This window comes from Pseudomonas sp. URMO17WK12:I6 (assembly GCF_003253625.1).
GTDB lineage: Bacteria > Pseudomonadota > Gammaproteobacteria > Pseudomonadales > Pseudomonadaceae > Aquipseudomonas.
In genome coordinates this window covers 338,766-359,783 of record NZ_QKYZ01000003.1, presented here as the reverse complement: position 1 = coordinate 359,783, position 21,018 = coordinate 338,766, and the positions used below count along the sequence as shown (strand labels likewise).

General features: G+C 61.0%; 13 protein-coding genes and 2 pseudogenes. 14 read left to right on the top strand and 1 reads right to left on the bottom strand.

Features of this window, described 5'->3' with window-relative positions; translation table 11 throughout:
- From F475_RS07580 to F475_RS07570, 3 genes are read left to right on the top strand one after another with little or no spacing between them, the layout of a single operon-like run.
- Window positions 1-2,403, top strand: a complete 2,403-nt coding sequence (locus F475_RS07580) for an aldehyde dehydrogenase family protein (protein ID WP_111453583.1) — start codon at window positions 1-3, stop codon at window positions 2,401-2,403.
- Between the two features lie 40 nt (window positions 2,404-2,443).
- Entirely contained in the window at window positions 2,444-3,733 is a 1,290-nt protein-coding gene (locus F475_RS07575) for a phenylacetate--CoA ligase family protein (protein ID WP_177431093.1), read from the top strand.
- Window positions 3,733-4,692: a GNAT family N-acetyltransferase gene (locus F475_RS07570; protein WP_111453581.1), complete on the top strand. Its 960-nt coding sequence runs from the start codon at window positions 3,733-3,735 to the stop codon at window positions 4,690-4,692. The genes F475_RS07575 and F475_RS07570 overlap by 1 nt, the downstream gene beginning before the upstream one ends.
- Here F475_RS07570 and F475_RS07565 read toward each other — a convergent pair.
- Window positions 4,681-5,607: a LysR family transcriptional regulator gene (locus F475_RS07565; RefSeq protein WP_111453580.1), complete on the bottom strand. Its 927-nt coding sequence runs from the start codon at window positions 5,605-5,607 to the stop codon at window positions 4,681-4,683. The two genes, F475_RS07570 and F475_RS07565, sit on opposite strands and share 12 nt — an antisense overlap.
- A 115-nt stretch (window positions 5,608-5,722) precedes the next feature.
- Here F475_RS07565 and F475_RS07560 point away from each other — a divergent pair, with 115 nt between their 5' ends.
- The 11 genes and pseudogenes from F475_RS07560 to F475_RS07515 all read left to right on the top strand — a co-directional run bounded on the left by F475_RS07560 (window position 5,723) and on the right by F475_RS07515 (window position 21,012).
- Entirely contained in the window at window positions 5,723-6,718 is a 996-nt protein-coding gene (locus F475_RS07560) for an aldo/keto reductase (protein ID WP_111453579.1), read from the top strand.
- A gap of 240 nt (window positions 6,719-6,958) precedes the next feature.
- Window positions 6,959-8,092 (top strand): annotated as a pseudogene (locus F475_RS30985) (cache domain-containing protein); the annotation flags it as partial.
- A gap of 333 nt (window positions 8,093-8,425) precedes the next feature.
- Window positions 8,426-8,953 (top strand): annotated as a pseudogene (locus F475_RS30980) (methyl-accepting chemotaxis protein); the annotation flags it as partial.
- 203 nt (window positions 8,954-9,156) lie between these two features.
- Window positions 9,157-9,603 carry a DUF411 domain-containing protein gene (locus tag F475_RS07550; RefSeq protein ID WP_018926116.1) on the top strand — a complete coding sequence of 149 codons (447 nt, stop codon included), beginning with the start codon at window positions 9,157-9,159 and terminating at the stop codon, window positions 9,601-9,603.
- Complete coding sequence (locus F475_RS07545; RefSeq protein WP_018926117.1) at window positions 9,603-10,037, top strand: YqaA family protein; 435 nt, start codon at window positions 9,603-9,605, stop codon at window positions 10,035-10,037. Before F475_RS07550 ends, F475_RS07545 begins: the two co-directional genes overlap by 1 nt.
- Window positions 10,038-10,176: 139 nt before the next feature.
- Window positions 10,177-11,220: an alpha/beta fold hydrolase gene (locus F475_RS07540; RefSeq protein WP_111453577.1), complete on the top strand. Its 1,044-nt coding sequence runs from the start codon at window positions 10,177-10,179 to the stop codon at window positions 11,218-11,220.
- A gap of 13 nt (window positions 11,221-11,233) precedes the next feature.
- Window positions 11,234-12,187: a D-2-hydroxyacid dehydrogenase family protein gene (locus tag F475_RS07535; protein ID WP_111453576.1), complete on the top strand. Its 954-nt coding sequence runs from the start codon at window positions 11,234-11,236 to the stop codon at window positions 12,185-12,187.
- Between the two features lie 570 nt (window positions 12,188-12,757).
- Window positions 12,758-14,344, top strand: a complete 1,587-nt coding sequence (gene glgA, locus F475_RS07530) for a glycogen synthase GlgA (protein WP_111453575.1) — start codon at window positions 12,758-12,760, stop codon at window positions 14,342-14,344.
- 13 nt (window positions 14,345-14,357) lie between these two features.
- Entirely contained in the window at window positions 14,358-16,154 is a 1,797-nt protein-coding gene (gene treZ / locus F475_RS07525) for a malto-oligosyltrehalose trehalohydrolase (RefSeq protein WP_111453574.1), read from the top strand.
- Window positions 16,151-18,229, top strand: a complete 2,079-nt coding sequence (malQ, locus tag F475_RS07520) for a 4-alpha-glucanotransferase (protein WP_111453573.1) — start codon at window positions 16,151-16,153, stop codon at window positions 18,227-18,229. Before treZ ends, malQ begins: the two co-directional genes overlap by 4 nt.
- A complete protein-coding gene (locus F475_RS07515) occupies window positions 18,226-21,012 on the top strand; it encodes a malto-oligosyltrehalose synthase (RefSeq protein ID WP_111453572.1) in 2,787 nt (928 codons plus the stop codon). The genes malQ and F475_RS07515 overlap by 4 nt, the downstream gene beginning before the upstream one ends.
- Window positions 21,013-21,018 lie beyond the last annotated feature (6 nt).

Below are 21,018 nucleotides of genomic sequence, written 5' to 3'. Positions count from 1 at the left end.
ATGTACCTGATCAATGGCCAACTGCGCGACGACATCTCTGCCCAAAGCGCCCTCGAGCTCCTTCAGCAACCGCTGCCCCGGCTGCTGGCTACGCCGATCGACAGCGATATCGTGATCGAGTCCGCCGCTTGCTTTGCCATGCAGTTGCAAGCTCGCAGCCTGGATCTGCCCCTGGACGACGACCAATGTCAGGGGCTTATCGACTTCTGCCAGCGCAGCAACCTGAGCACCAAGCTTGAACGGGAATTGGGCCCGCAACCGCGTTCACTGCGGCGTATCGACTACCGCCAGCCAAGCTTCGAAAGCTGGCATCCATTGGGGCTGGTGGTGCATATCACCCCGGGCAATGCGCCGATGCTGGCGTTCTGCGCGATCCTCGAAAGCCTGCTGGCCGGCAACATCAACTGGCTGCGCCCCAGCTCCAGCGATCAGGGTTTGACCGCACAATTGCTCGCCGCCCTTGTGCAGTGCGACACCAGCGGCAGACTGGCCGAATTCGTAGCGGTACTGCCGGTGAACACCTCGTGCATCGCTCAACTCTGCGCCAAGGCCGATGGGGTATCCGCCTGGGGCGCAGAAGCGGCGCTTAAATCGATACGCCAGCAGATCCCGTCCGGCTGTCGCTGGATCGATTGGGGACACAAGATCAGCTTCGCCTATCTGTCGCCTGACGCGGCGTCCCCTTCGGCGCTCGATGCCCTGGCGGATGAAGTCTGTCGACTGGATCAACAAGCGTGTTCCAGTCCTCAATGGGTGCTGGTGGACAGCAACGATCCGGCCGTCTTGCAGAACCTCGGAGATCGACTGGCCGAAGCCTTCAACCGTCGCGCCCCACACTGGCCGGCATTAACGCCGACAGATCAGGAAGCATCGGAAATCACCACCCGCACCGCCATGGCACGGCTCGATCAGTGCTATGCCAATCAGACCGGCCAAGTGTGGACTGGCCTCGGATGGCGTGTCATCTGGGAGCACCATCAAAAGCTCGCGCCGTCACCGTTGTTTCGTACGATTGTGCTCAAACCGGTTCCTCAGTATCTGCTCGCCGAGACGCTGCAGCCCTGGCGCAACTTCCTGCAAAGCTGCGCGTTGATGTCCCCCTCGGCAAAAACGCCTGAGCTCGTTCGAACATTGGTCAATGCCGGCGTCAGTCGCATTGCACCTTGCGAATCGATCCATGACGGATACACCGGCGAGCCCCACGATGGCGTCTACGCGCTGTCGCGTCTGAGTCGCCGCCTCTCGGTGAGTTTGCCCCAGCATGTCTTAACAGGTCGTGCAACGCTCGACCCAGTTCCGCCCGCCCCCGACACATCCCGTGACCCGATCATGGACAAGGACACTTTTATGGCCCAGCCGATCGGGTCCGCAGCACAGCTGTACTTCCGCTCCGGCGGTAGCAGCGGGACCCCGGCGCTGGCTGGCTTCAGCTATCAAGACTTTCATCGACAAATGCGCGCCTCGGCCGACGGCATGTTCTGCGTCGGGCTCGATCCGTCACTGGACCGAGTAATGAACCTGTTCTACGGCGGCAACCTTTATGGTGGTTTTTTCAGTTGTTCCAACATTCTTGAACGGATGGGGGTTGTGCATTTGCCCATGGGGGCTCCCCAGGACGATGACTTCAGCGAAATCGCCCGACTGATCGTGGAGCAGCGTGTCACCGTGCTGATCGGCATGCCCAGCACGTTGCATCGGCTGTTTCTCAAAGAGCAGGCCCGACTTCGCGCTTATGCCGGTATCGGCAAAGTATTCCTTGGCGGCGAACATCCGGGAGAAGCCAGTCGGCGCCTGATGGAAAGCTGTGGGGTGTCGACGATTCGCTCCGCCATGTATGGCTCCGTCGATGCAGGCCCCCTGGGGCATGCCTGCCGGGCAACGGCGGACGGCGTATTCCACTTGATGAGCGAAATCCAGCATCTGGAAATCGTCCAGCTCGAACAGGATGCGCCGGTACAGGCCAATGAGATCGGCCGCCTGCTGTTTACGTCACGCGCCCGGCAGGGTCAGCACGTGCGCCGATATGACATCGGCGACACCGGCCGCTGGATACCCGGAACCTGCCCTTGCGGACTGGAGACGCCGCGATTCGAACTGCTGCAGCGGCACGACAAACTGGTGCGCATTGGCACGGAGTTCATTTCGCCCGCGGCGCTGGAACTCAGTGTGGGATCCCCCATTCAAGTGGTCCTGGACCACACCGCCAACGGGGTCGAACGCATGTACGTTCTCGCGGATGCAGACGCCGAGTGGGTACACGAAAAACTGCTGACCCACGAAGCCTTGGCGAATGCGGTGCGCGCTGAACTTTTAATTGTGGAGGTGACAACATGCGTTGAACAAGCATTCACCCGAAACAAACACAGTGGCAAAACCCCCTTAGTTATCGATCAACGAAAATAAGAGAAGTCGACGCAAGACGCCCACTATAAAAGAGAATCCCGTGAAGCCAACTTATTCGCTTGAACAACTTGTACCTTATATAAGGCAACACTCCAACTTCTACCGTAAACATCTGGAACACTTGCCCGAGAACGGGCTTACTTTAAAAGATCTGCCATTAACCCATGTGGCCGACTATTGGTCCGGTAGCAACGACTTGAGTCATTGGTCAGTCCTGACCGGAGATGTCGATGATGCACTGGTATTAAAAACCGGAGGCTCGACCAGCCAAGGCAAACTTGCGGTTTACTCCTACGAGGAATGGCAAGCCTTGGTCAGCACGTTCGGCGCCAGCCTCTCAGCTCAACTGGACAATGGCGACCGGGTTGCCAACCTGTTTTTTTCAGGGGATCTCTACGCCAGCTTTCTGTTCGTCCACGACTCCCTGGCCTATGTCGAGCGATCCATCTGCGAATTTCCGTTTACCGGAAACGTCGAGCCGGACGTATTGGCGGATGCCATAGAGCGGCATCGGATCAACGTTCTGGCCGGCGTACCGGCACAACTGCTGCAATTCTGCGCCTACCTGGCGCAGCATCGGCGTGTGTTGTACGGGGTTGAGACGCTGTTATATGCCGGCGAAAGCCTGTTTGCTCCGCAGTTGGCAATCCTTGGGGAAATGTTCCCCAATGCCCGTATCGCCTCGATCGGCTACGCCAGCGTAGACGCCGGGCTGATAGGCGCCAGCGATCGCGACTGCGCATTGGGCGAGCATCGGGTGTTCGATCAACAAACCCTGCTGGAAATCGTCGACGAACACACCGGTGAAGTGATTGAAGAGTGCGATCGCACCGGGTTGTTGGTACTGACCAACCTGACACGCCGGCTTATGCCGCTGCTGCGCTACCCAGTGGGCGACCGTGCCTGTTGGCGTGAGCCGGCCGCAACCCCGAGGCGTAAATTCGCGCTCAAAGGGCGCAGTGCCCACAGTCAACGAGTACGAGTCGGTGTGTTGTCGCTGTTCACTGAAGAAATACACGAGATCGTCCAGCGTGTAGCGCGCAGCGAACAATGGCAATTGCTGATCGAGCAGACCGGCCCCAAGGATCTGCTGAGCGTGAAGTGGGTGCCCGAACCTCAGTTACAAGCCGTCGAACCGGTGCTCCGCGAATTGCGTGAAGCGCTGCTCGCCCACTACCCCGCCATCGACGACCTGAGCCGCGAGGGTCTGCTGGAGTTTCGAGTACTGCCTTGCGCAACCACAGACCTGAAACTCCACCCTCGCTCGGGCAAACAACTGCGGGTGCTGGATTTGCGAGTGTATGACGTTCCCTTGCAGGAGTTCGTGTGATGACCCCGTTGATAATTCGCGCCTACCGCCCTTCCGATGCAAACGCAGTGAGTCGATTGTTTCAAGAAGTCTACGGCGATCATTACGCTCAGCCGGATGTTTACCTGCCGAACATGATCAATCAGCACAATGCCGAGGGTCACTGGCAATCAATGCTGGCTGTGGATGACACAGCCGTCCTCGGTCATGCCGCGTTGCGACGCGACACACCTTCGAATACCGCGGAACTGGCCCTCACCGTGGTACATCCCGCCGCGCAGGGGCAGGACATCGCCACTCGTCTGGGCCGCGAACTGCTGAGACAGGCAGGTTCTCTGGGGCTTAAAAGCGCCTCGATCATGCAAGTGACCCACCATCCCTACACGCAACGCATCGCAAAAAAACTCGGTTTCCACAACACTGGACTGCTTCCCGACTACGTCCCCTCGCCATTTGGCGAACCACTTCCGGAAACCATGGTGATGTGTTGCCACATGATCGAAGGACACACACGACCACTCCCCAATATCCAATGGCCCGAAAGCTGCCGGGCGCTTATGCAGCACCTGTGCTCGGTGTTCGGAACCCACCAGGACACTCCGCGCCTCGCCACGTCCTTGCAAATTGAACAACATCAGCATCGGGTCGACATTATCATTCAGCATTTGAACGATGATTTACTTGAGCAACTCCGGCAACTGCCCGGGCACTGGGTGATCTCGGCACGGCTCGAACTGTCCCGGCACTTCGCCCGGGACTTGTGCAGTTTTTCGGCGCTGGGCTTCGCCTTTACCGGCTTGATGCCTACGTCAGGTGACAATGGCTGGTTCGCCCTGTTTCATCGGGGCGTGCAGGTTCGATCCCTCGATCTGGGCTGCGTATACATGCAACAGTTGCATGACGATTTGCAGCAGAACGCGAGCGCCACGAGAAGCCAGCGCTGCGCCGATGCACCCATTGGAGCCCGCTCAGCCGCGTGAGGGTTTCCTGTAAAAGTCATTACCCGGCTGAGCGCAAAGTTCCACCAGCCAGTCGACAAATACCCTAACCCGCCGGGATAACTGGCGGTGAGGAGGATAGAGCGCCGTCAGCGGCATACCCGGTGGCGGCACATCCCTCAGGACCTCGATCAAACGTCCCTCCTTCAATTGACGGGCAACGTGATAATACGGAGCCTGGACCAAGCCATATCCCGCCTCACACGCTGCCAGATAGCCATCGGAGCTGTTGACCGCGACGTGCTTGGGCAGGTCGATCAACCGCAACTGCCCATCGACGACAAACTCCAGTCCGTAGCGTTTGCCCGTGCTATTGGAAAAGTACTCCACCATCTGATGCCCCTTCAGATCCTCCAGACACCGCGGAGTCCCGCAACGTTGCAAGTATTCGGGACTCGCACACGTGACCTGATCCAGTGTGGCCAGCGGTCGCGCCACCAGTGATTCGTCCAGGGCCGAGCCGCCCCGCAACACGCAATCGACACCTTCGCGGATCAGATCCACAGTCCGGTCATTCAAACCGATTTCCAGCTCGATCAAGGGATAGCGTGCAGTGAATTGCGGCAATGCCGGGATCACCATCAAACGCCCCACTCCCGCCGGCATATCCACTCGCAACAGGCCTTTGGGGTTGTGGCGAGCAGCGGAAAACACGGCTTCGGTTTCCTCCAGATCCGCCAGCAACCGCACGCAACGCGGGTAATAGGCTGCGCCATCGAGCGTCAGGCTGATTTGCCGGGTGGTGCGTTGCAGCAGTTGCACGCCCAGATGGGCCTCAAGTTGCTTGATCAGAATGGTCACGGAGGCACGCGGCAATTGCAGGCTGTCCGCCGCCTTGGCGAAGCCGCCCAGTTCGACGATTCGCGTGAATACACGCATGGCGTTTAAACGATCCATGGTCAGGGCTCGATGATTATTTAGAAATTACGAACAGTGATAGCACTTTTAGCCGGTTTATCTTCGTTCTGTCGAGATCGACACTAAGCGCCTACATCCACAGGGAGTTCATTTCATGCAAACACGTCAACTGGGCAAGAACGGACCACAGGTGTCAGCCATCGGTCTGGGTTGCATGGGCATGACCGATTTCTACACCACCGGCGTGGACACCCGCGAAGCCACGGCAACGCTGCATCGCGCGCTGGAGCTGGGGATCAACCTGCTCGACACGGCAGACATGTACGGCCCACACACCAACGAAGAGCTGATCGGCAAGGCGATTGTCGGCAAGCGTGACCAAGTGTTCCTGGCCAGCAAGTTCGGCATTGTCCGCGACCCGTCCAACCCCGGCGCGCGTGGCGTCAACGGTCGCCCGGAATACATTCGCGAAGCGATCGACGGCACCCTCAAGCGCCTGGGCGTGGAAACCCTGGATTTGTATTACCAGCACCGCATCGATCCGCAGGTGGCCATCGAGGAAACCGTCGGCGCCATGGCCGAACTGGTGAAGGCCGGCAAGGTGCGTTACCTGGGATTGAGTGAGGCCTCGGTCGACACACTGGAGCGAGCGCACAAGATTCATCCGATCAGTGCCCTGCAAAGTGAATATTCGTTGTGGAGCCGCGATCAGGAAGAGAACGGTTGCCTGGTCGCATGCCAGCGCCTGGGCGTGGCCTTTGTACCTTATAGCCCGTTGGGCCGGGGCTTTTTGACCGGGGCACTGAAAAGCCCGGATGACTTCGCCGCAGACGACTACCGTCGCTTCAGCCCGCGTTTCCAAGGGGAAAACTTTGCCAAAAACCTGTTGCTGGTGCAGCAGGTACAAACGCTGGCCGCCGACAAAGGCGTGACAGCCGGCCAATTGGCCTTAGCCTGGGTTTTGGCTCAAGGGGATTACCTGATCCCGATTCCGGGCACCAAACAGCGTAAATACCTGGAGGAAAATGTGGCCGCGCTGGAGGTGAAACTGAGCCGCGAAGAGTTGCAGGCCCTTGAAGCGATATTCCCGGCCAATGCCACCGCTGGCTTGCGCTATCCGGAAGAGGTCATGAAGTTGCTCGACCGGTAGCCGTTGCCTGGCCCGCTCGACAGTTCGAGCGGGCCAACACAACCGACCACGTCAGGCCCTGGCCTTCACGCCCTTGCCAATGGGGACCGAGATCGACACTTCCCGCCCACCCCCCGTCACCCCAGTCAAATCTTGCACGACCGTACCTAAAGCTCAGCCTTCGCGCGCCGATAGCCCTTCGACGCCGCCGATTTTCGAACCCCTACCCAATAATAAAAACGCTGCACAAGGACCGGTCCCATGCCCGCATTCCGTACCATTCAGGCTCGCTACACGCTGTTTCTGGTCCTATTCATCCTGCTGCTATCCGTGCTGACCGTGGCTGGCATCAGCCAGTTGGTCGCGCCGAAGCTGCGTCACACCGAAGAACAAGTTGCCCTCAATCGCATCGCCGAAGTGGCCGAGCAGATCCAGGGTGAACTGAACAAGGTGCAAGCCCAGCAGCGCAGCATCACCCAGACCATTCCCCTGCTCGACAGCGCCGCCATCGACACGGTTCTGCCAGGCCTGGTCGATCAGTACGGTGAACTGAAGGTCTTTGGTGGCGGGATCTGGCCGTTGCCTGGTCAGCGCGAAGCCGGGCGCAACAAGTTCAGCACCTTCTGGCACCGCGATGCCTCGGGCAAACTGGCGGTCAACACGTTCTGGAACAGCGACGCGGCACCCAACTATTACGACCAGACCTGGTACAAGGGCGGCATGCAGACCCCGCGCGGCCAATGTGCCTGGGCCGCCGCTTATAAAGATGATGCCAGCGCCGAACCGCGCACCAACTGCGCCATGGCCATTCAGAAAAACGGCGCGGCGTACGGTGTCTCGACCATCGACGTGACCCTGGGTTTCTTCAACGACCTGGTGGCGCGCAAGGAAAAAGACCTGGGCGCCGAGATGCTGATTGTCGAGGGCGACGGCAAGATCATCAGCAACAGCTCGCGAATCAGCGGGCCGATCGTGTTGAAAAACATTAGCGAGCTGGCTGCCAACTCGCCGTTTGCCGCTCAGGTCAAGGCTGGTCTGGCGCAGCGTGACCAACCCCTGCAACGGGTCGAGTTCGATGACAACGGCGAAGCCAGCACCTTCTTCATGCGTCCGATCGAAGGCACGCCGTGGTTCCTCGCCACCGCCCTGCCGACCCGGCTGATCACCGCCCAGCGTGACGATGTGCTGAGCACCTTGAGCCTGTTGCAGATTCCGATGGTGATCCTGCTGGTATTGCTGCAGGTGTACGCCATCCGCCAACTGATCCAGCGTATGAAAGCCTTGAAAGCCAACATCGATGCCTTGTCCACGGGGGATGCCGACCTGACCCGACGCATCACCATCCGCGCCGAAGACGAACTGGGCGCCATCGGCCATTCGGTCAACGCCTTCATTGCCTACTTGCAGAACATGATCGGCGAAGTCACTCAGGCCACCGGCGCAATGGCGTCGAGCCTGGAGAACCTGCAACGCACCTCCGCGCATACCAGCAAGATTCTGGTGCGTCACGCCTCGGAAACCGATCAGACCGTCACCGCCATCACCGAAATGAGTTCGACCGCCGACAGCGTCGCGCAAAACGCTGCCGAGACTGCCGCCTTCACCCAGCGCGCCAACGAACACGCCGATCGCTCCCGCGTGGTGGTCGGCGAAGCGTCCAGCAGTGTGGTGGCGCTGATCGGCGAAGTGGCGAGTGCCACCCATAAAGTCGAAAGCATGCAACAGGACGCCCAGCGCATCACCGAGATTCTCGGGGTGATTGGCGCCATTGCCGGGCAGACCAACTTGCTCGCGCTCAACGCGGCCATCGAAGCCGCCCGGGCAGGTGAGCAAGGTCGCGGGTTCGCGGTGGTTGCCGATGAAGTCCGTGCCCTCGCCGCCCGCACACAGGCCAGCACTTCGGAAATCAACGAAATGCTGTCTCGCCTGACCCAAGGCGTGAGTTCTTCGGTCAGCGCCATGGAAAACACCCAGGCCAGCTGCCAGTCAGCCGCCGATGCCACGGCCCGGGTCAACTCCGGCCTGGATGAAATGGCCGGCTCGGTCAGCCACATTAATAGCCTGAGCACCCAGATCGCCACGGCCGCCGAGCAGCAAAGCGCCGTGACCGAAGAGATCAACCGCAGCATGGTGCAGATCCGCCACATGGTCGACGAACTGGTGCAAAGCGGTCAGGCCAGCGAACTCAACACCCGGCAATTGCTGGAGGCCAACAACCGGGTGAGCGCGATCATGGGGCGGTTCAAGGTGCGTTGACTGTCGCCCCCCTGAGCGCCGGTTTTCAACGCTTAGGGGGCGAACCTGACAACTTTGTCATTGCGCGCTCATTCAGCTGACAGCATCAACCTGCGATGATCTGGCCAGCCGACCTTGTATAACTTAGAAACACTCGCGCAATGCCCAGTCGGATAAAAGAGTCAAAATGCACCTTTTTGGCCGTAACCCGAGACGAGACTCCCATGCGAACCCACCTGCGTCTGGCCGCCCTGAGCGCCCTCTTCATCTCCTCCCTGGCCCAGGCCGCCGACCTGATCCCGATCGAAGTGCACCGCGACGCCAATTGCGGCTGCTGCAAAAAATGGGTCAGCCATCTGGAAGCCAACGGCTTCAAGGTCGAAGACCACGTCGAAGCCGATATGAGCCAGTTCAAGCAACAACACGGCGTGCCGCCTCGCCTGGCGTCGTGCCACACCGCCTTGATCAACGGCAAGTTCGTCGAAGGCCATGTGCCGGCCGACCAAGTGCTGGCCTTGAGCAAACGTGACGATCTGTTGGGAGTTGCTGCCCCCGGTATGCCGATGGGCTCGCCCGGGATGGAAATGGACGGCATGAGCGATGCCTATCAGGTGATCGGCCTGCAAAAGGATGGCACTGACGTGGTGGTGGCGGACTACCCCGCCCATTGATGTTCGGTGCCTACATCGGGTTGTTTCTCGCGGCGTTCGGCGCCGCGAGCCTGCTGCCCTTGCAGTCCGAAGCGGTGCTGGTGGGGTTGTTGCTCAGCGACCGGTATTGGCTCTGGTCGCTGTTGGCAGTGGCAACGCTGGGCAACGTGCTGGGGTCGCTGCTGAACTGGTGGCTGGGACGCGGCATCGAGCGGTTTCGCGAGCGGCGCTGGTTTCCGGTCAGCCCTCGTCATCTTCAACAAGCCCAAATACATTATCTGCGCTACGGTCATTGGTCCTTGCTGCTGAGTTGGGTACCGATCATCGGCGACCCGCTGACGCTGGTGGCCGGCGTCATGCGCGAACCGCTGGGGCGTTTCCTGATGATCGTGACCCTCGCCAAGGCTGCCCGCTATGGCGTGCTGGCAATGGCCACGTTGGGCTGGATGGGTTGAACGAAAGGCCCCGTGTATCGGCGTTCGCCGTAGCAGCTGCTACAAAAAGAGTGCATCGCGAGGGGAATGGCTTGACTGCGTTTAATGTCACCCTAATCACGCCAATCCAGCATCGGCGGATTTCCTGTGGAGTTTCCCCATGTCGCCCATCCTTTCCCGCTGGTTACCCGGCCTGCTGCTAACGGCGGCACTGCCGGTTTTCGTTTATGCCCAGAACCAGGCCCAGGCCGAAACACCAGAATACGGCCTGGAACTCCAGGGCTTTGACTACCCCTACACGGTCAAGCATTTCGCCTTTCAATCCCAGGGCAAATCCCTGCAAATGGGCTACATGGACGTTGCCGCCCAAGGCAAGGCCAACGGCCGCAGCGTGGTGTTGATGCATGGCAAGAATTTCTGCGCAGCCACCTGGGACAGCTCGATCAAGGCACTGAGCGAGGCCGGTTACCGGGTCATCGCCCCGGACCAGATCGGCTTCTGCACCTCCAGTAAACCGGACCACTATCAGTACAGTTTCCAGCAACTGGCGAGCAACACTCAGCAACTGCTCAAAGCCCTCGGCATACAAAAGGCGACCCTGCTCGGCCACTCCACCGGCGGCATGCTCGCCACCCGCTATGCGCTGCAATACCCCGATCAGGTCGAACAACTGGCGCTGGTCAACCCCATCGGCCTGGAAGACTGGAAAGCCCTCGGCGTGCCATATCGCTCGGTCGATCAATGGTATGAGCGCGAGCTGAAAGTGACCGCGCAAGGTATTCATGACTACCAACGCACCACCTATTACGACGGCCGCTGGAAGCCCGAGTTTGACCGCTGGGTGAACATGTACGCAGGCCTGGCCAAAGGACCGGGCAAAACAGCGGTGGCGTGGAGCTCGGCGCTGATTTACGACATGATCTTCAACCAGCCGGTGTACTACGAGTTCAAGGACCTGAAAGTGCCGACCCTGCTGTTGATCGGCACCTCCGACACCACAGCCATCAACAAAGACATCGCACCGCCTGAGGTCAAGGCGAAAATCGGTCATTACGATGTACTCGGCAAGCAAGTGGCGAAGCTGGTCCCCCAGTCGACACTGATTGAATTCCCGGGTCTGGGCCACGCGCCGCAGATGGAGGAGCCGGCGAAGTTTCATCAGGCGTTGCTCGGCTGGCTGAACAAAACCAATCCCGTTCGTTGATGAGGTAAGGCTGATGGCGGTGCAGATTGCGGTGATCGATGACTGGCAGGACGTGGCGCGCGACGTGGTGGATTGGTCAGTGCTGGACAGCATCGGCCAGGTGAGTTTTATCCATGACTACCCGGCCGATAACGAAACCCTGGCCGAGCGCCTGGGCGCATTCGAGGTGATCTGCGTGATGCGCGAGCGCACCCGGTTCGACGAAGACCTGCTGCGCCGCTTGCCCGCCCTCAAACTGTTGGTCACCGGTGGCATGCGTAACGCCGCCCTGGACCTGAAAGCCGCCGCCGCGCTGGGCATCCAGGTCTGCGGCACCGACAGCTACAAACACGCGGCTCCCGAATTGACCTGGGCACTGATCATGGCCGCGACCCGCAACCTGGTGGCCGAAGCCAACGCCTTGCGCGCGGGCTTTTGGCAGCAAGGCCTGGGTGGCGACTTGCAGGGCAAGACGCTGGCGATCCTCGGCCTGGGCAGTATCGGTCAACGGGTTGCCCAATTCGGCCAGGTGTTCGGCATGCGCGTCATTGCGTGGAGCGAAAACCTCACCAGTGAACGAGCGGCCGAAGTCGGCGTGACCTATGTCAGCAAGCAGGAACTGTTCGAGCAGGCCGATGTGCTGTCAGTCCATCTGGTGCTCAGCGAGCGCAGCCGAGGGCTGGTGGACGCTCAGGCGCTGGACTGGATGAAGCCCACGGCATGGCTGGTCAATACTGCGCGCGGGCCGATTGTCGATGAGTCGGCGCTGATCAAGGCGCTGCAGAAAAAGCGCCTGGCGGGCGCGGCCCTGGACGTGTTCGAGCACGAGCCGCTGCCTCGCCATCATCCCTTCAGAACGCTGGACAATGTGTTGGCCACGCCCCATGTCGGGTACGTCAGCCGACAGAACTATCAGCTGTTCTTTTCGCAGATGATCGAGGACATTCAGGCTTGGGCGACCGGGGCGCCGATTCGGTTGCTGGGCTGAGACGGCGTTATCGTTCTTCGCGGGCAAGCCGCGCCCCCACATGTGAAATGCATTCCCCTGTGAGAGCGAGGCCTGCCCGCGAAGAGTCCCTCAAATCCACCACACCCTCCTAAATCCTGCGCACAGCAATGGTGCAACCCCTATTCCATCGTGCCCAACTATCGTGACTTCCCGGTCCCGATTTGACCCACCCAAAAAAACAAACCTGCCCTTCGTCGGTGCGTTCCCCCATAAACCCTGTGTGTTTTGTACCCTCCCCCAACCGATTGTCGAACAATTTGTCCGGTTGACCACCCCCCTCTAGGTTCTGGCCTAGACTGTTTTCGGGGAATAAAACCGACTGGTCATTCGGTGAAATAAATAGAAACTTTTCGTATTGGCTTCAGGTCAGCTGAAAGGTAGGGCACAGCGACTGGTGCATTCCTTGCAACAGCCACTTCACCCATTGAGCTTCAGCGCATGGGCAGCACTTGCTCACCGATGCGTAGCGCGTTTGCGCCCGGCCACAGGAATTGGCCAACACCGTTTGTGCCAGGTTTGGAATCAGATCAACAACACGGGGAGATGCATATGATCAATACGGCGTTAGATGTTCAGGGAGAACGTGCTCATCAACAGGTCGGCGAAGCCAGCACCGTAGGAGCCCTTACCGCCAAATCGGTCAGCGTCCCGGTCACCAAGGCGTTGGCACCGGTAGTCCGTCAGAATCCCAACAAGAAAAAAGTGTTGTTCGTCACCTCGGAGATTGCCGATCTGGTGAAGACCGGTGGCCTGGGAGACGTTTCCGCCGCGCTGCCGCGAGCCATGGCTCACCTGCACGATGTCCGGGTGTTGATCCCCGGTTACCCGCAAGTGCTGAACAGCGAAAATCCAATTCATATCATCGGTGAACTGGGCGGGCACGCCGCGTTGCCGCCCTGCAAGATCGGGCGCATGGACATGCCCGATGGCCTGGTCATTTACGTGTTGATCTGCCCTGAACTGTACGAGCGCGAAGGTTCACCCTACGGCGCCAACAACGGCCGTGACTGGCCAGACAACCATATTCGTTTCGCCCGCCTGGGGCTTGCGGCCGCCGATATCGCCGCCAACCTCGCACAAATTCACTGGTGCCCGGATCTGGTGCATGCACACGATTGGCCCGCCGGCCTGGCCCCTGCCTATATGCACTGGCGTGGCCAACGCACCCCGACCCTGTTCACCATCCATAACCTGGCGTACCAAGGCGTCACCAGCCTCGGCTCATGCCCGGAACTCGGTATTCCCGTGCATGCCTTGCAGCAGGAAGGCATGGAGTTTTACGGCAAGATGTCGTTCCTCAAGGCCGGCATGGCCTACTCGAGCCACATCACCACCGTCAGCGCCACCTATGCCCAGGAAATCACCACGCCGGCCTTCGGCTGCGGCCTCGACGGTTTTCTCGCCGCCAAGACCCAGCAAGGTCTGCTCAGCGGGATTCCCAATGGCATCGATGAAAGCTGGGACGCAGCCACCGATCCGCACCTGTTCTGCCCGTTCGGCATCGGCGACTGGGACGGTAAAGCAGTCAACGCGGCGCACGTTCGCCGGTTGTTCGGCCTGAATGATTCCGAAGGCCCGCTGTTCGCCGTGGTCTCGCGACTTGTCTACCAGAAAGGCCTGGACCTGACCGAAGCGGTGGCCGAATACATTGTCGCCAATGGCGGCCAGATTGCGATCATCGGCCGCGGCGAACCGGAAGAAGAACAAGCCATGCGTGAGCTGGCGTTGCGCTTCCCCGGGCAAATCGGCGTGCACATCGGCTTCAATGAAACCGACGCCCGCCGGATGTTTGCCGGCAGTGATTTCCTGCTGATGCCTTCGCGTTACGAACCTTGCGGCCTGAGCCAGATGTACGCCCAGCGCTTCGGCTCATTGCCGGTGGCGCGCAATACCGGCGGCCTGGCCGACACCATTGAAAACGGCGTGACCGGTTTTCTTTTCGACGAATCCACCGTGGAGAGCTATCGCGAAGCCCTGAGCCGCGCGTTCAAGGTGTTCGCCTTCCCCGGCCTGCTCAACGCCATGCGTTGCCGGGCCATGGCGGCGCCTTTCAACTGGTGCAAGGCGGTCGAACCCTACGCCGAACTCTACGAACAACTGGTGGCTAAAGCGCTGGGTAAATCGGGCAAACAGTAAGAGGTTTTCAACGATGCCGTTACGGACTCTTGAAACCTGGCCCCACGGCGCAATCATGCTGGACGCTGAACACACGCGTTTTGCCTTGTGGGCGCCAGATGCGTTTTACGTCAGTCTTGAGCTGGAAAATGGACAATCCCTGCCGCTGCTGCCTCAGGCCGACGGCTGGTTTGTGATCAAGACCCGCTGTCCCGCGGGTACCCGCTACCGCTACAACATCGATGGCGAACTGGAGGTGCCGGACCCGGCCTCCCGCGCCCAGGCGGGCGATATCGACAGCCCCAGCGTGGTGGTCGATCCCCTCGCCTATCGCTGGCAGCACAGTGCCTGGCAAGGTCGGCCATGGAACGAGGCGGTGATCTACGAACTGCATGTTGGTGCGCTCGGCGGTTTCAGCGAGGTCGAGCAGCATCTGGCGCGCTTGGTCGAGTTGGGGATTACCGCCATCGAACTGATGCCGTTGGCGCAGTTTCCCGGCGAGCGCAATTGGGGCTATGACGGGGTTCTGCCTTACGCACCGCAGGCCTCCTACGGTTCGCCCGAACAACTCAAACACCTGATCGACACGGCCCACGGCTATGGCCTGGCGGTGATTCTCGACGTGGTCTACAACCACTTCGGCCCGGACGGCAATTACCTGCATCGCTACGCCAAAGGTTTTTTCCGCGAAGACCAACACACGCCGTGGGGCGCAGCCATCGACTTCCGCCGGCGCGAGGTGCGTGACTTCTTTATCGACAATGCGCTGATGTGGTTGCTGGAGTACCGCTTCGACGGCCTGCGCCTGGATGCCGTGCACGCCATCGAAGACCCGGACTTCCTTCAAGAGCTGGCGCAACGGGTTCGCCAACATATCAATCCGGCGCGGCATGTGTGGCTGATGGCGGAAAACGAGCACAACCAGGCCAGCCTGCTGGAGCAAGGTTTCGACGCGCAGTGGAACGACGACGGCCATAACGCCCTGCACGTGTTGCTTACCGGTGAAACCGATGCCTATTACGCCGACTATGCGCAAAACCCCACCGAACAACTGGCCCGTTGCCTGAGCCAGGGCTTCGTGTTTCAAGGCCATATGACCCGCCACGGTACGCCGCGCGGTGAGCCGAGCGGTCACTTGCCGCCGACGGCCTTCGTGCTTTTTTTGCAGAACCACGACCAGATCGGCAACCGCGCCTTTGGCGAGCGCTTGCATCAACTGGCCCGGCCTGAGGCCCTCTGTGCCGCCACCGTGTTACTGCTGTTGTCGCCGATGATTCCGCTGATGTTCATGGGCGATGAGTTCGCCGCCGAACAACCGTTCCTGTTCTTCACCAGCCACCACGGTGAGCTGGCGGAGTTGGTGCGCGAAGGTCGACGCAATGAATTCGCAGCCTTCAGCGCCTTTGCCGACCCGCACAAACGCGAGCAGATTCCCGACCCGAACGCGATGCAGACTTTCGAAGCGTCGCGGCCGAAGCTGACCGCCACCCGGCAACCGGCCATTCATGAGCTGTATCGTCGACTGCTGCAAATCCGCCATCAACACATTATCCCGCTGCTGCCCGGAGCCCACGCGCTGGGGGCGCTGGTACTGGCCGAGGGCGCGGTGTCGGCACGCTGGCGGCTGGGCGATGGCAGTCAGTTGCGCATTGACCTGAACCTCAGCGACGCACCCGTGGTCCACTCCCCACAGGCCGACGCGACACTGCTGTTCGAATACCCGCCGCACTCGGCCGGTCTGTTGGATCAGGGCACCCTTGCCCCGTATTGCGCGCTCGTCAGCCTCACAGCCGCAGCCCCTTTGCTACCCCCGGATGGAGAGCGACCATGAGCGATGCGCAACTGGAAATACTGGCCAGCCAAGCCGGCCTGGCCGTCGACTGGATCGACGCCAATGGCCGGCCACAGAAAGTTACCCCGGCGGTGCTGCGTTCAGTGCTGGCCGGGCTTGGCCATCCCGCCAGCACCGCCCAGGAAATCGACGCCAGCCTGCTGCAACTGCAGGAGGCACAGCAAACCCGGCACCTGCCGCCCCTGCTGACCTGTGACGTTGGTGTCGGTCTTGATCTGGCCCACTACTTTGCACCGCAAACCCCGTGTGAGATCCATCTCGAAGACGGCTCGCGGCTCAACCTCAAGCTCGATGACAACGCTGTTTTGCCCGGTTTGGTGCCGGTGGGTTATCAGCACGTCAGCATCGACGATCAGTCGTTCACCCTGGCGGTGGCGCCCGAGCGCTGCTACAGCGTCGGCGACGCCGTTGACAGTCAAACCCCTCGCGTCTGGGGCCTGAGCGTGCAGTTGTATTCGCTGCGCCGTCCTGGCGATGGCGGTTTCGGCGATACCCAGGCTCTCGAAGATCTGGCCCGGGTGGCCGGCGAACGGGGCGCCGAAGCATTAGCGATCAGCCCGCTGCATGCGATGTTCAGCGGCGACACCCAGCGCTATAGCCCTTACTCGCCGTCCAGCCGTCTGTTTCTCAATAGCCTGTACGCAGCGCCCGGCGCGATTCTCGGTGAGCGTGCCCTGCGCACCGCAATCGACGCCACGGGCCTGGCTGGCGAACTCAAGCATCTGGAAACCTTACAGCTCATCGACTGGCCCACCGCCGCCGAGGCCAAACATCGCTTGCTGGAAGCCTTGTACGAAGGATTCACCCACGGCGCACACCCCTTGCATGCCGACTTCAGCAGCTTCCGTCACGCCGGTGGCGAAGCGCTGGAAAATCATTGCCGCTTCGAAGCGATCCAGGAAGCCCGTGCAAGGCGCGGTGAAAGCCTCGACTGGCGCGAGTGGCCCGAGCAATGGCGTAACCCGCGCAGCGCCGCTCTGGCGCAATTTGCCGAAGAGAACTCGGCCCGCATCGGCTATTACGCATTCTGCCAATGGCTGATTGCGCGCAGCCTGGAGCGCGCACAAACCGCCGCCCGTGGTGCCGGCATGGGCATCGGCCTGATCGCCGACCTGGCGGTGGGCGCTGACGGCGGCGGCAGCCAGGCCTGGAGTCGCCAGGACGAATTACTCGCCTCCCTGACCGTGGGTGCGCCACCCGACATCCTCAACCGCACCGGCCAGGGTTGGGGGATATCCGCGTTTTCCCCCGAAGGTCTGGTGCGTAACGGCTTTCGCGCGTTCATCGAAATGCTGCGGGCCAATTTCGCCCATGCCGGCGGCCTGCGCATCGATCACGTCATGGGCCTGCAGCGGTTGTGGGTGATCCCCAAGGACGCGCCGCCCAGCGACGGAGCCTATCTCTATTACCCGGTGGACGACCTGCTGCGCCTGCTGACCCTCGAATCCCATCGGCACCAGGCTATCGTTCTCGGCGAAGACCTCGGCACCGTGCCTGATGGCCTGCGCGAAAAACTCATCGCGCGCTCGATCCTCGGCATGCGCGTGCTGTTGTTCGAACAGGACAACACACACTTCAAACCGATTCTCGACTGGCCGGACAACGCCCTGGCCACCACCAGCACCCACGACCTGCCGACGCTCAATGGCTGGTGGCATGGCCGCGATATCGACTGGAGCGCACGCCTGGGCCTGGTCGACGCCACGGGTGAAATCGAATGGCGTCAACATCGCGAACGCGAGCGCGAAGGCTTGCGCCGGGTGCTGAGCCAGGACCCGCAAAATTTCCGTGAAGAGTCCCATGAAACCGATCAGGTGCTCGACGCCGCCATCCGCTTCCTCGGTCATACCCGCGCGCCGCTGGTGTTGCTGCCACTGGAGGATGCCCTGGGTATCGAACAGCAGGCCAACCTGCCCGGCACCACCGACACCCACCCCAACTGGTCCCGCCGATTGCCCGGCGACAGCGAAAGCCTGCTCGATGATCCGGACGCCGCCCGCCGCCTGGAACTGCTCGCCTGTGCGCGACTTCAGGCGGCCGAGCGTGACCAATGAATCAACCGCTCAGCCAGCCGCTGCGGGCGACCCTGCGGCTGCAATTTCATAGAGGCTTCACCCTGGATCAGGCGATCCCGCTGGTGCCGTACTTTTCCAGCCTGGGCATCAGCCACGTCTATGCCTCACCGCTGCTCGCCGCCCGCGCCGGCTCCATGCACGGCTACGATGTGGTAGACCCGACCACGGTCAACCCTGAACTGGGCGGCGAAGCGGCGTTACGCCGTTTGGTCGCTGCGTTGCGCGAACAGAACATGGGGCTGATCCTCGATATCGTTTCCAACCACATGGCCGTCGGCGGTGGCGACAATCCCTGGTGGCTCGACTTGCTGGAATGGGGACGGCTGAGCCCTTACGGCGAGTTCTTCGACATTCAGTGGCACTCGCCCGACCCGTTGATGGAAGGCCAGTTGCTGCTGCCTTTTCTGGGCAGCGACTACGGCATCGCCTTGCAGGACGGCACCCTGCCCTTGCGTTTCGATGCCCGGCGCGGCGCCTTTCATGTCGAGCACTATGAACACCACTTCCCGATATGCCCCACCGACTACGGCGAACTGCTCAAGGCCAATGACCGATTGAATGCCGAGCAGGCTGAACGGCTCAAATCCCTGGCAGATCGTTTCGACACCTTGAGTTATCAGTCCGACGTGTACAGCCTGGCGATTCCACTGAAAGCCGAGCTGCGGGAACTGGCCAGTGATCCGGCCATTCTGCACGCCATCCAGCACACCCTCGACACTTACGACTCGCTCACTCCCGACGGTTTCCAGCGCCTGCATAACCTGCTGGAGCGCCAGAGTTATCGCCTGGCCAGTTGGCGCACCGCGGCGGACGACATCAACTGGCGGCGCTTTTTCGATATCAATGAACTGGGCGGCCTGCGCGTCGAGCGGCCGGCGGTGTTCGAAGCAACCCATGCAAAAATCTTCGAGCTGGTGGCCGAAGGTCTGGTCGACGGACTGCGCATCGACCACATCGACGGCCTCGCCGACCCGCGGGGCTACTGCCGCAAACTGCGACGTCGAGTTGATCGACTGGCACCCGGCCGACACCTGCCGATCTACGTCGAAAAGATCCTCGGCGAAGGCGAAACCCTGCACCGCGACTGGTGCGTCGATGGCAGTACCGGTTACGAATTCATGAACCAGTTGTCGCTGCTGCAACACGACCCCGAAGGCGCCCAGGCCTTGGGCGAACTCTGGAGCCGGCACAGCGAACGGCCCGCCGATTTCCGCCAGGAAGCACAACTGGCGCGCCAGCAGATTCTCAACGGTTCCCTCGCCGGGGATTTCGAAAGTGTTGCCCACGCCCTGTTGCAAGTGGCCCGGGACGACCTGATGACCCGGGACCTGACCCTCGGCGCGATCCGACGGGCCTTGCAGGAACTGATCGTGCACTTCCCGGTGTACCGCACTTACATCAGCCCGTTGGGTCGTGCGGCCCAGGATGACGTGTTTTTCCAGCAGGCCATGGCCGGTGCCAGGCAAACCCTTGGCGAGGCCGACTGGCCGGTGCTCGATTGCCTGGCCGGCTGGCTCGGTGGCCAACCCTGGCGCAAGCGACCGGTGGGCCGCCCACGCAAACTGCTCAAGCATGCCTGCGTGCGCTTCCAGCAACTGACCTCACCGACAGCGGCCAAAGCGGTGGAAGACACCGCGCTTTATCGCTCGGCGGTGCTGCTGTCGCGCAACGATGTCGGCTACAACACCGAGCAGTTCAGCGCCCCGGTTGCCGACTTTCATGCCGCCTGCGCCAATCGCCTCGCCGAGTTCCCCGACAACCTGCTGGCCACCGCGACCCACGACCACAAACGAGGTGAAGACACCCGCGCGCGGCTGGCGGTGTTAAGCGAGCGCAGCGCCTGGTACGCCGAACAGGTCGAGCACTGGCGAACCCTCGCGGGCGAACTGCGCAGCGACCCCGGCGCGCCCTCGGCGGGCGACGAGCTGATTCTCTATCAAGCAATCCTCGGCAGTTGGCCACTGGAATTGTGTAGCGACGATCAACCTGCGCTCGAGGACTACGCCAAACGCCTCTGGCAGTGGCAACGCAAAGCCCTGCGCGAAGCCAAGTTGCAAAGCAGCTGGAGCGCGTCAAACGAGGCATATGAACAGGCGACCCACGGGTTTCTCGAACGCCTGCTGCTGAGCCCCGAAGGTCAGCCATTGCGCGCGGCCATCGAGGCAGCCGCTCAACGCATTGCCGTCCCGGGTGCACTGAATGGATTGGCGCAAACCTTGCTGCGAATGACCGTGCCGGGAGTGCCGGATCTCTATCAGGGCAACGAGTTCTGGGACTTCACCCTGGTCGATCCGGATAACCGCCGGCCGGTGGATTACGTCAGCCGTCAGCAGGCCATGCACCTACCGCTTGACCTGCCCGCTCTGTTGGCGAACTGGCGTGACGGGCGCATCAAGCAAACCCTGATCGCCCGGGCGCTGAACCGGCGTGCCGAGTATGCCGAACTGTTTCAAAAAGGCACTTACCAAGCCCTTGAAGTGATTGGCAGCCAGGCTCACCGGGTACTGGCGTTTGCTCGAGAATGGCAGGGAAAACTGGCAATCGTGACCGTACCGATACGTTGTGCCGGACTGCTGGAAAACAGTGCCGCCCCCCGGATTGACGCGTCGCTGTGGGGCGATACCCGAATCAAATTGCCGTTCACCGCCACCGAAGAAAATCTGAAGGGACTTTTTACCAGCGTCGCAGTCACAAAACACAAGGAGCTGATGGTCGGCGCCGCGCTGGGGGATTTCCCGGTCAATCTCTTTACCCAAACTTGAGTTCAG

What these genes read in the sequence shown, in the direction of transcription:
- F475_RS07545 (WP_018926117.1), top strand. Translation starts at nt 9,603, where the DNA reads ATGTTCGGTGCCTACATCGGGTTGTTTCTCGCGGCGTTCGGCGCCGCG.
- F475_RS07515 (WP_111453572.1), top strand. Translation starts at nt 18,226, where the DNA reads ATGAATCAACCGCTCAGCCAGCCGCTGCGGGCGACCCTGCGGCTGCAA.
- F475_RS07560 (WP_111453579.1), top strand. Translation starts at nt 5,723, where the DNA reads ATGCAAACACGTCAACTGGGCAAGAACGGACCACAGGTGTCAGCCATC.
- F475_RS07535 (WP_111453576.1), top strand. Translation starts at nt 11,234, where the DNA reads ATGGCGGTGCAGATTGCGGTGATCGATGACTGGCAGGACGTGGCGCGC.
- F475_RS07565 (WP_111453580.1), bottom strand. Translation starts at nt 5,607, where the DNA reads ATGGATCGTTTAAACGCCATGCGTGTATTCACGCGAATCGTCGAACTG.
- treZ (WP_111453574.1), top strand. Translation starts at nt 14,358, where the DNA reads ATGCCGTTACGGACTCTTGAAACCTGGCCCCACGGCGCAATCATGCTG.
- F475_RS07580 (WP_111453583.1), top strand. Translation starts at nt 1, where the DNA reads ATGTACCTGATCAATGGCCAACTGCGCGACGACATCTCTGCCCAAAGC.
- F475_RS07550 (WP_018926116.1), top strand. Translation starts at nt 9,157, where the DNA reads ATGCGAACCCACCTGCGTCTGGCCGCCCTGAGCGCCCTCTTCATCTCC.
- F475_RS07540 (WP_111453577.1), top strand. Translation starts at nt 10,177, where the DNA reads ATGTCGCCCATCCTTTCCCGCTGGTTACCCGGCCTGCTGCTAACGGCG.
- malQ (WP_111453573.1), top strand. Translation starts at nt 16,151, where the DNA reads ATGAGCGATGCGCAACTGGAAATACTGGCCAGCCAAGCCGGCCTGGCC.
- F475_RS07570 (WP_111453581.1), top strand. Translation starts at nt 3,733, where the DNA reads ATGACCCCGTTGATAATTCGCGCCTACCGCCCTTCCGATGCAAACGCA.
- glgA (WP_111453575.1), top strand. Translation starts at nt 12,758, where the DNA reads ATGATCAATACGGCGTTAGATGTTCAGGGAGAACGTGCTCATCAACAG.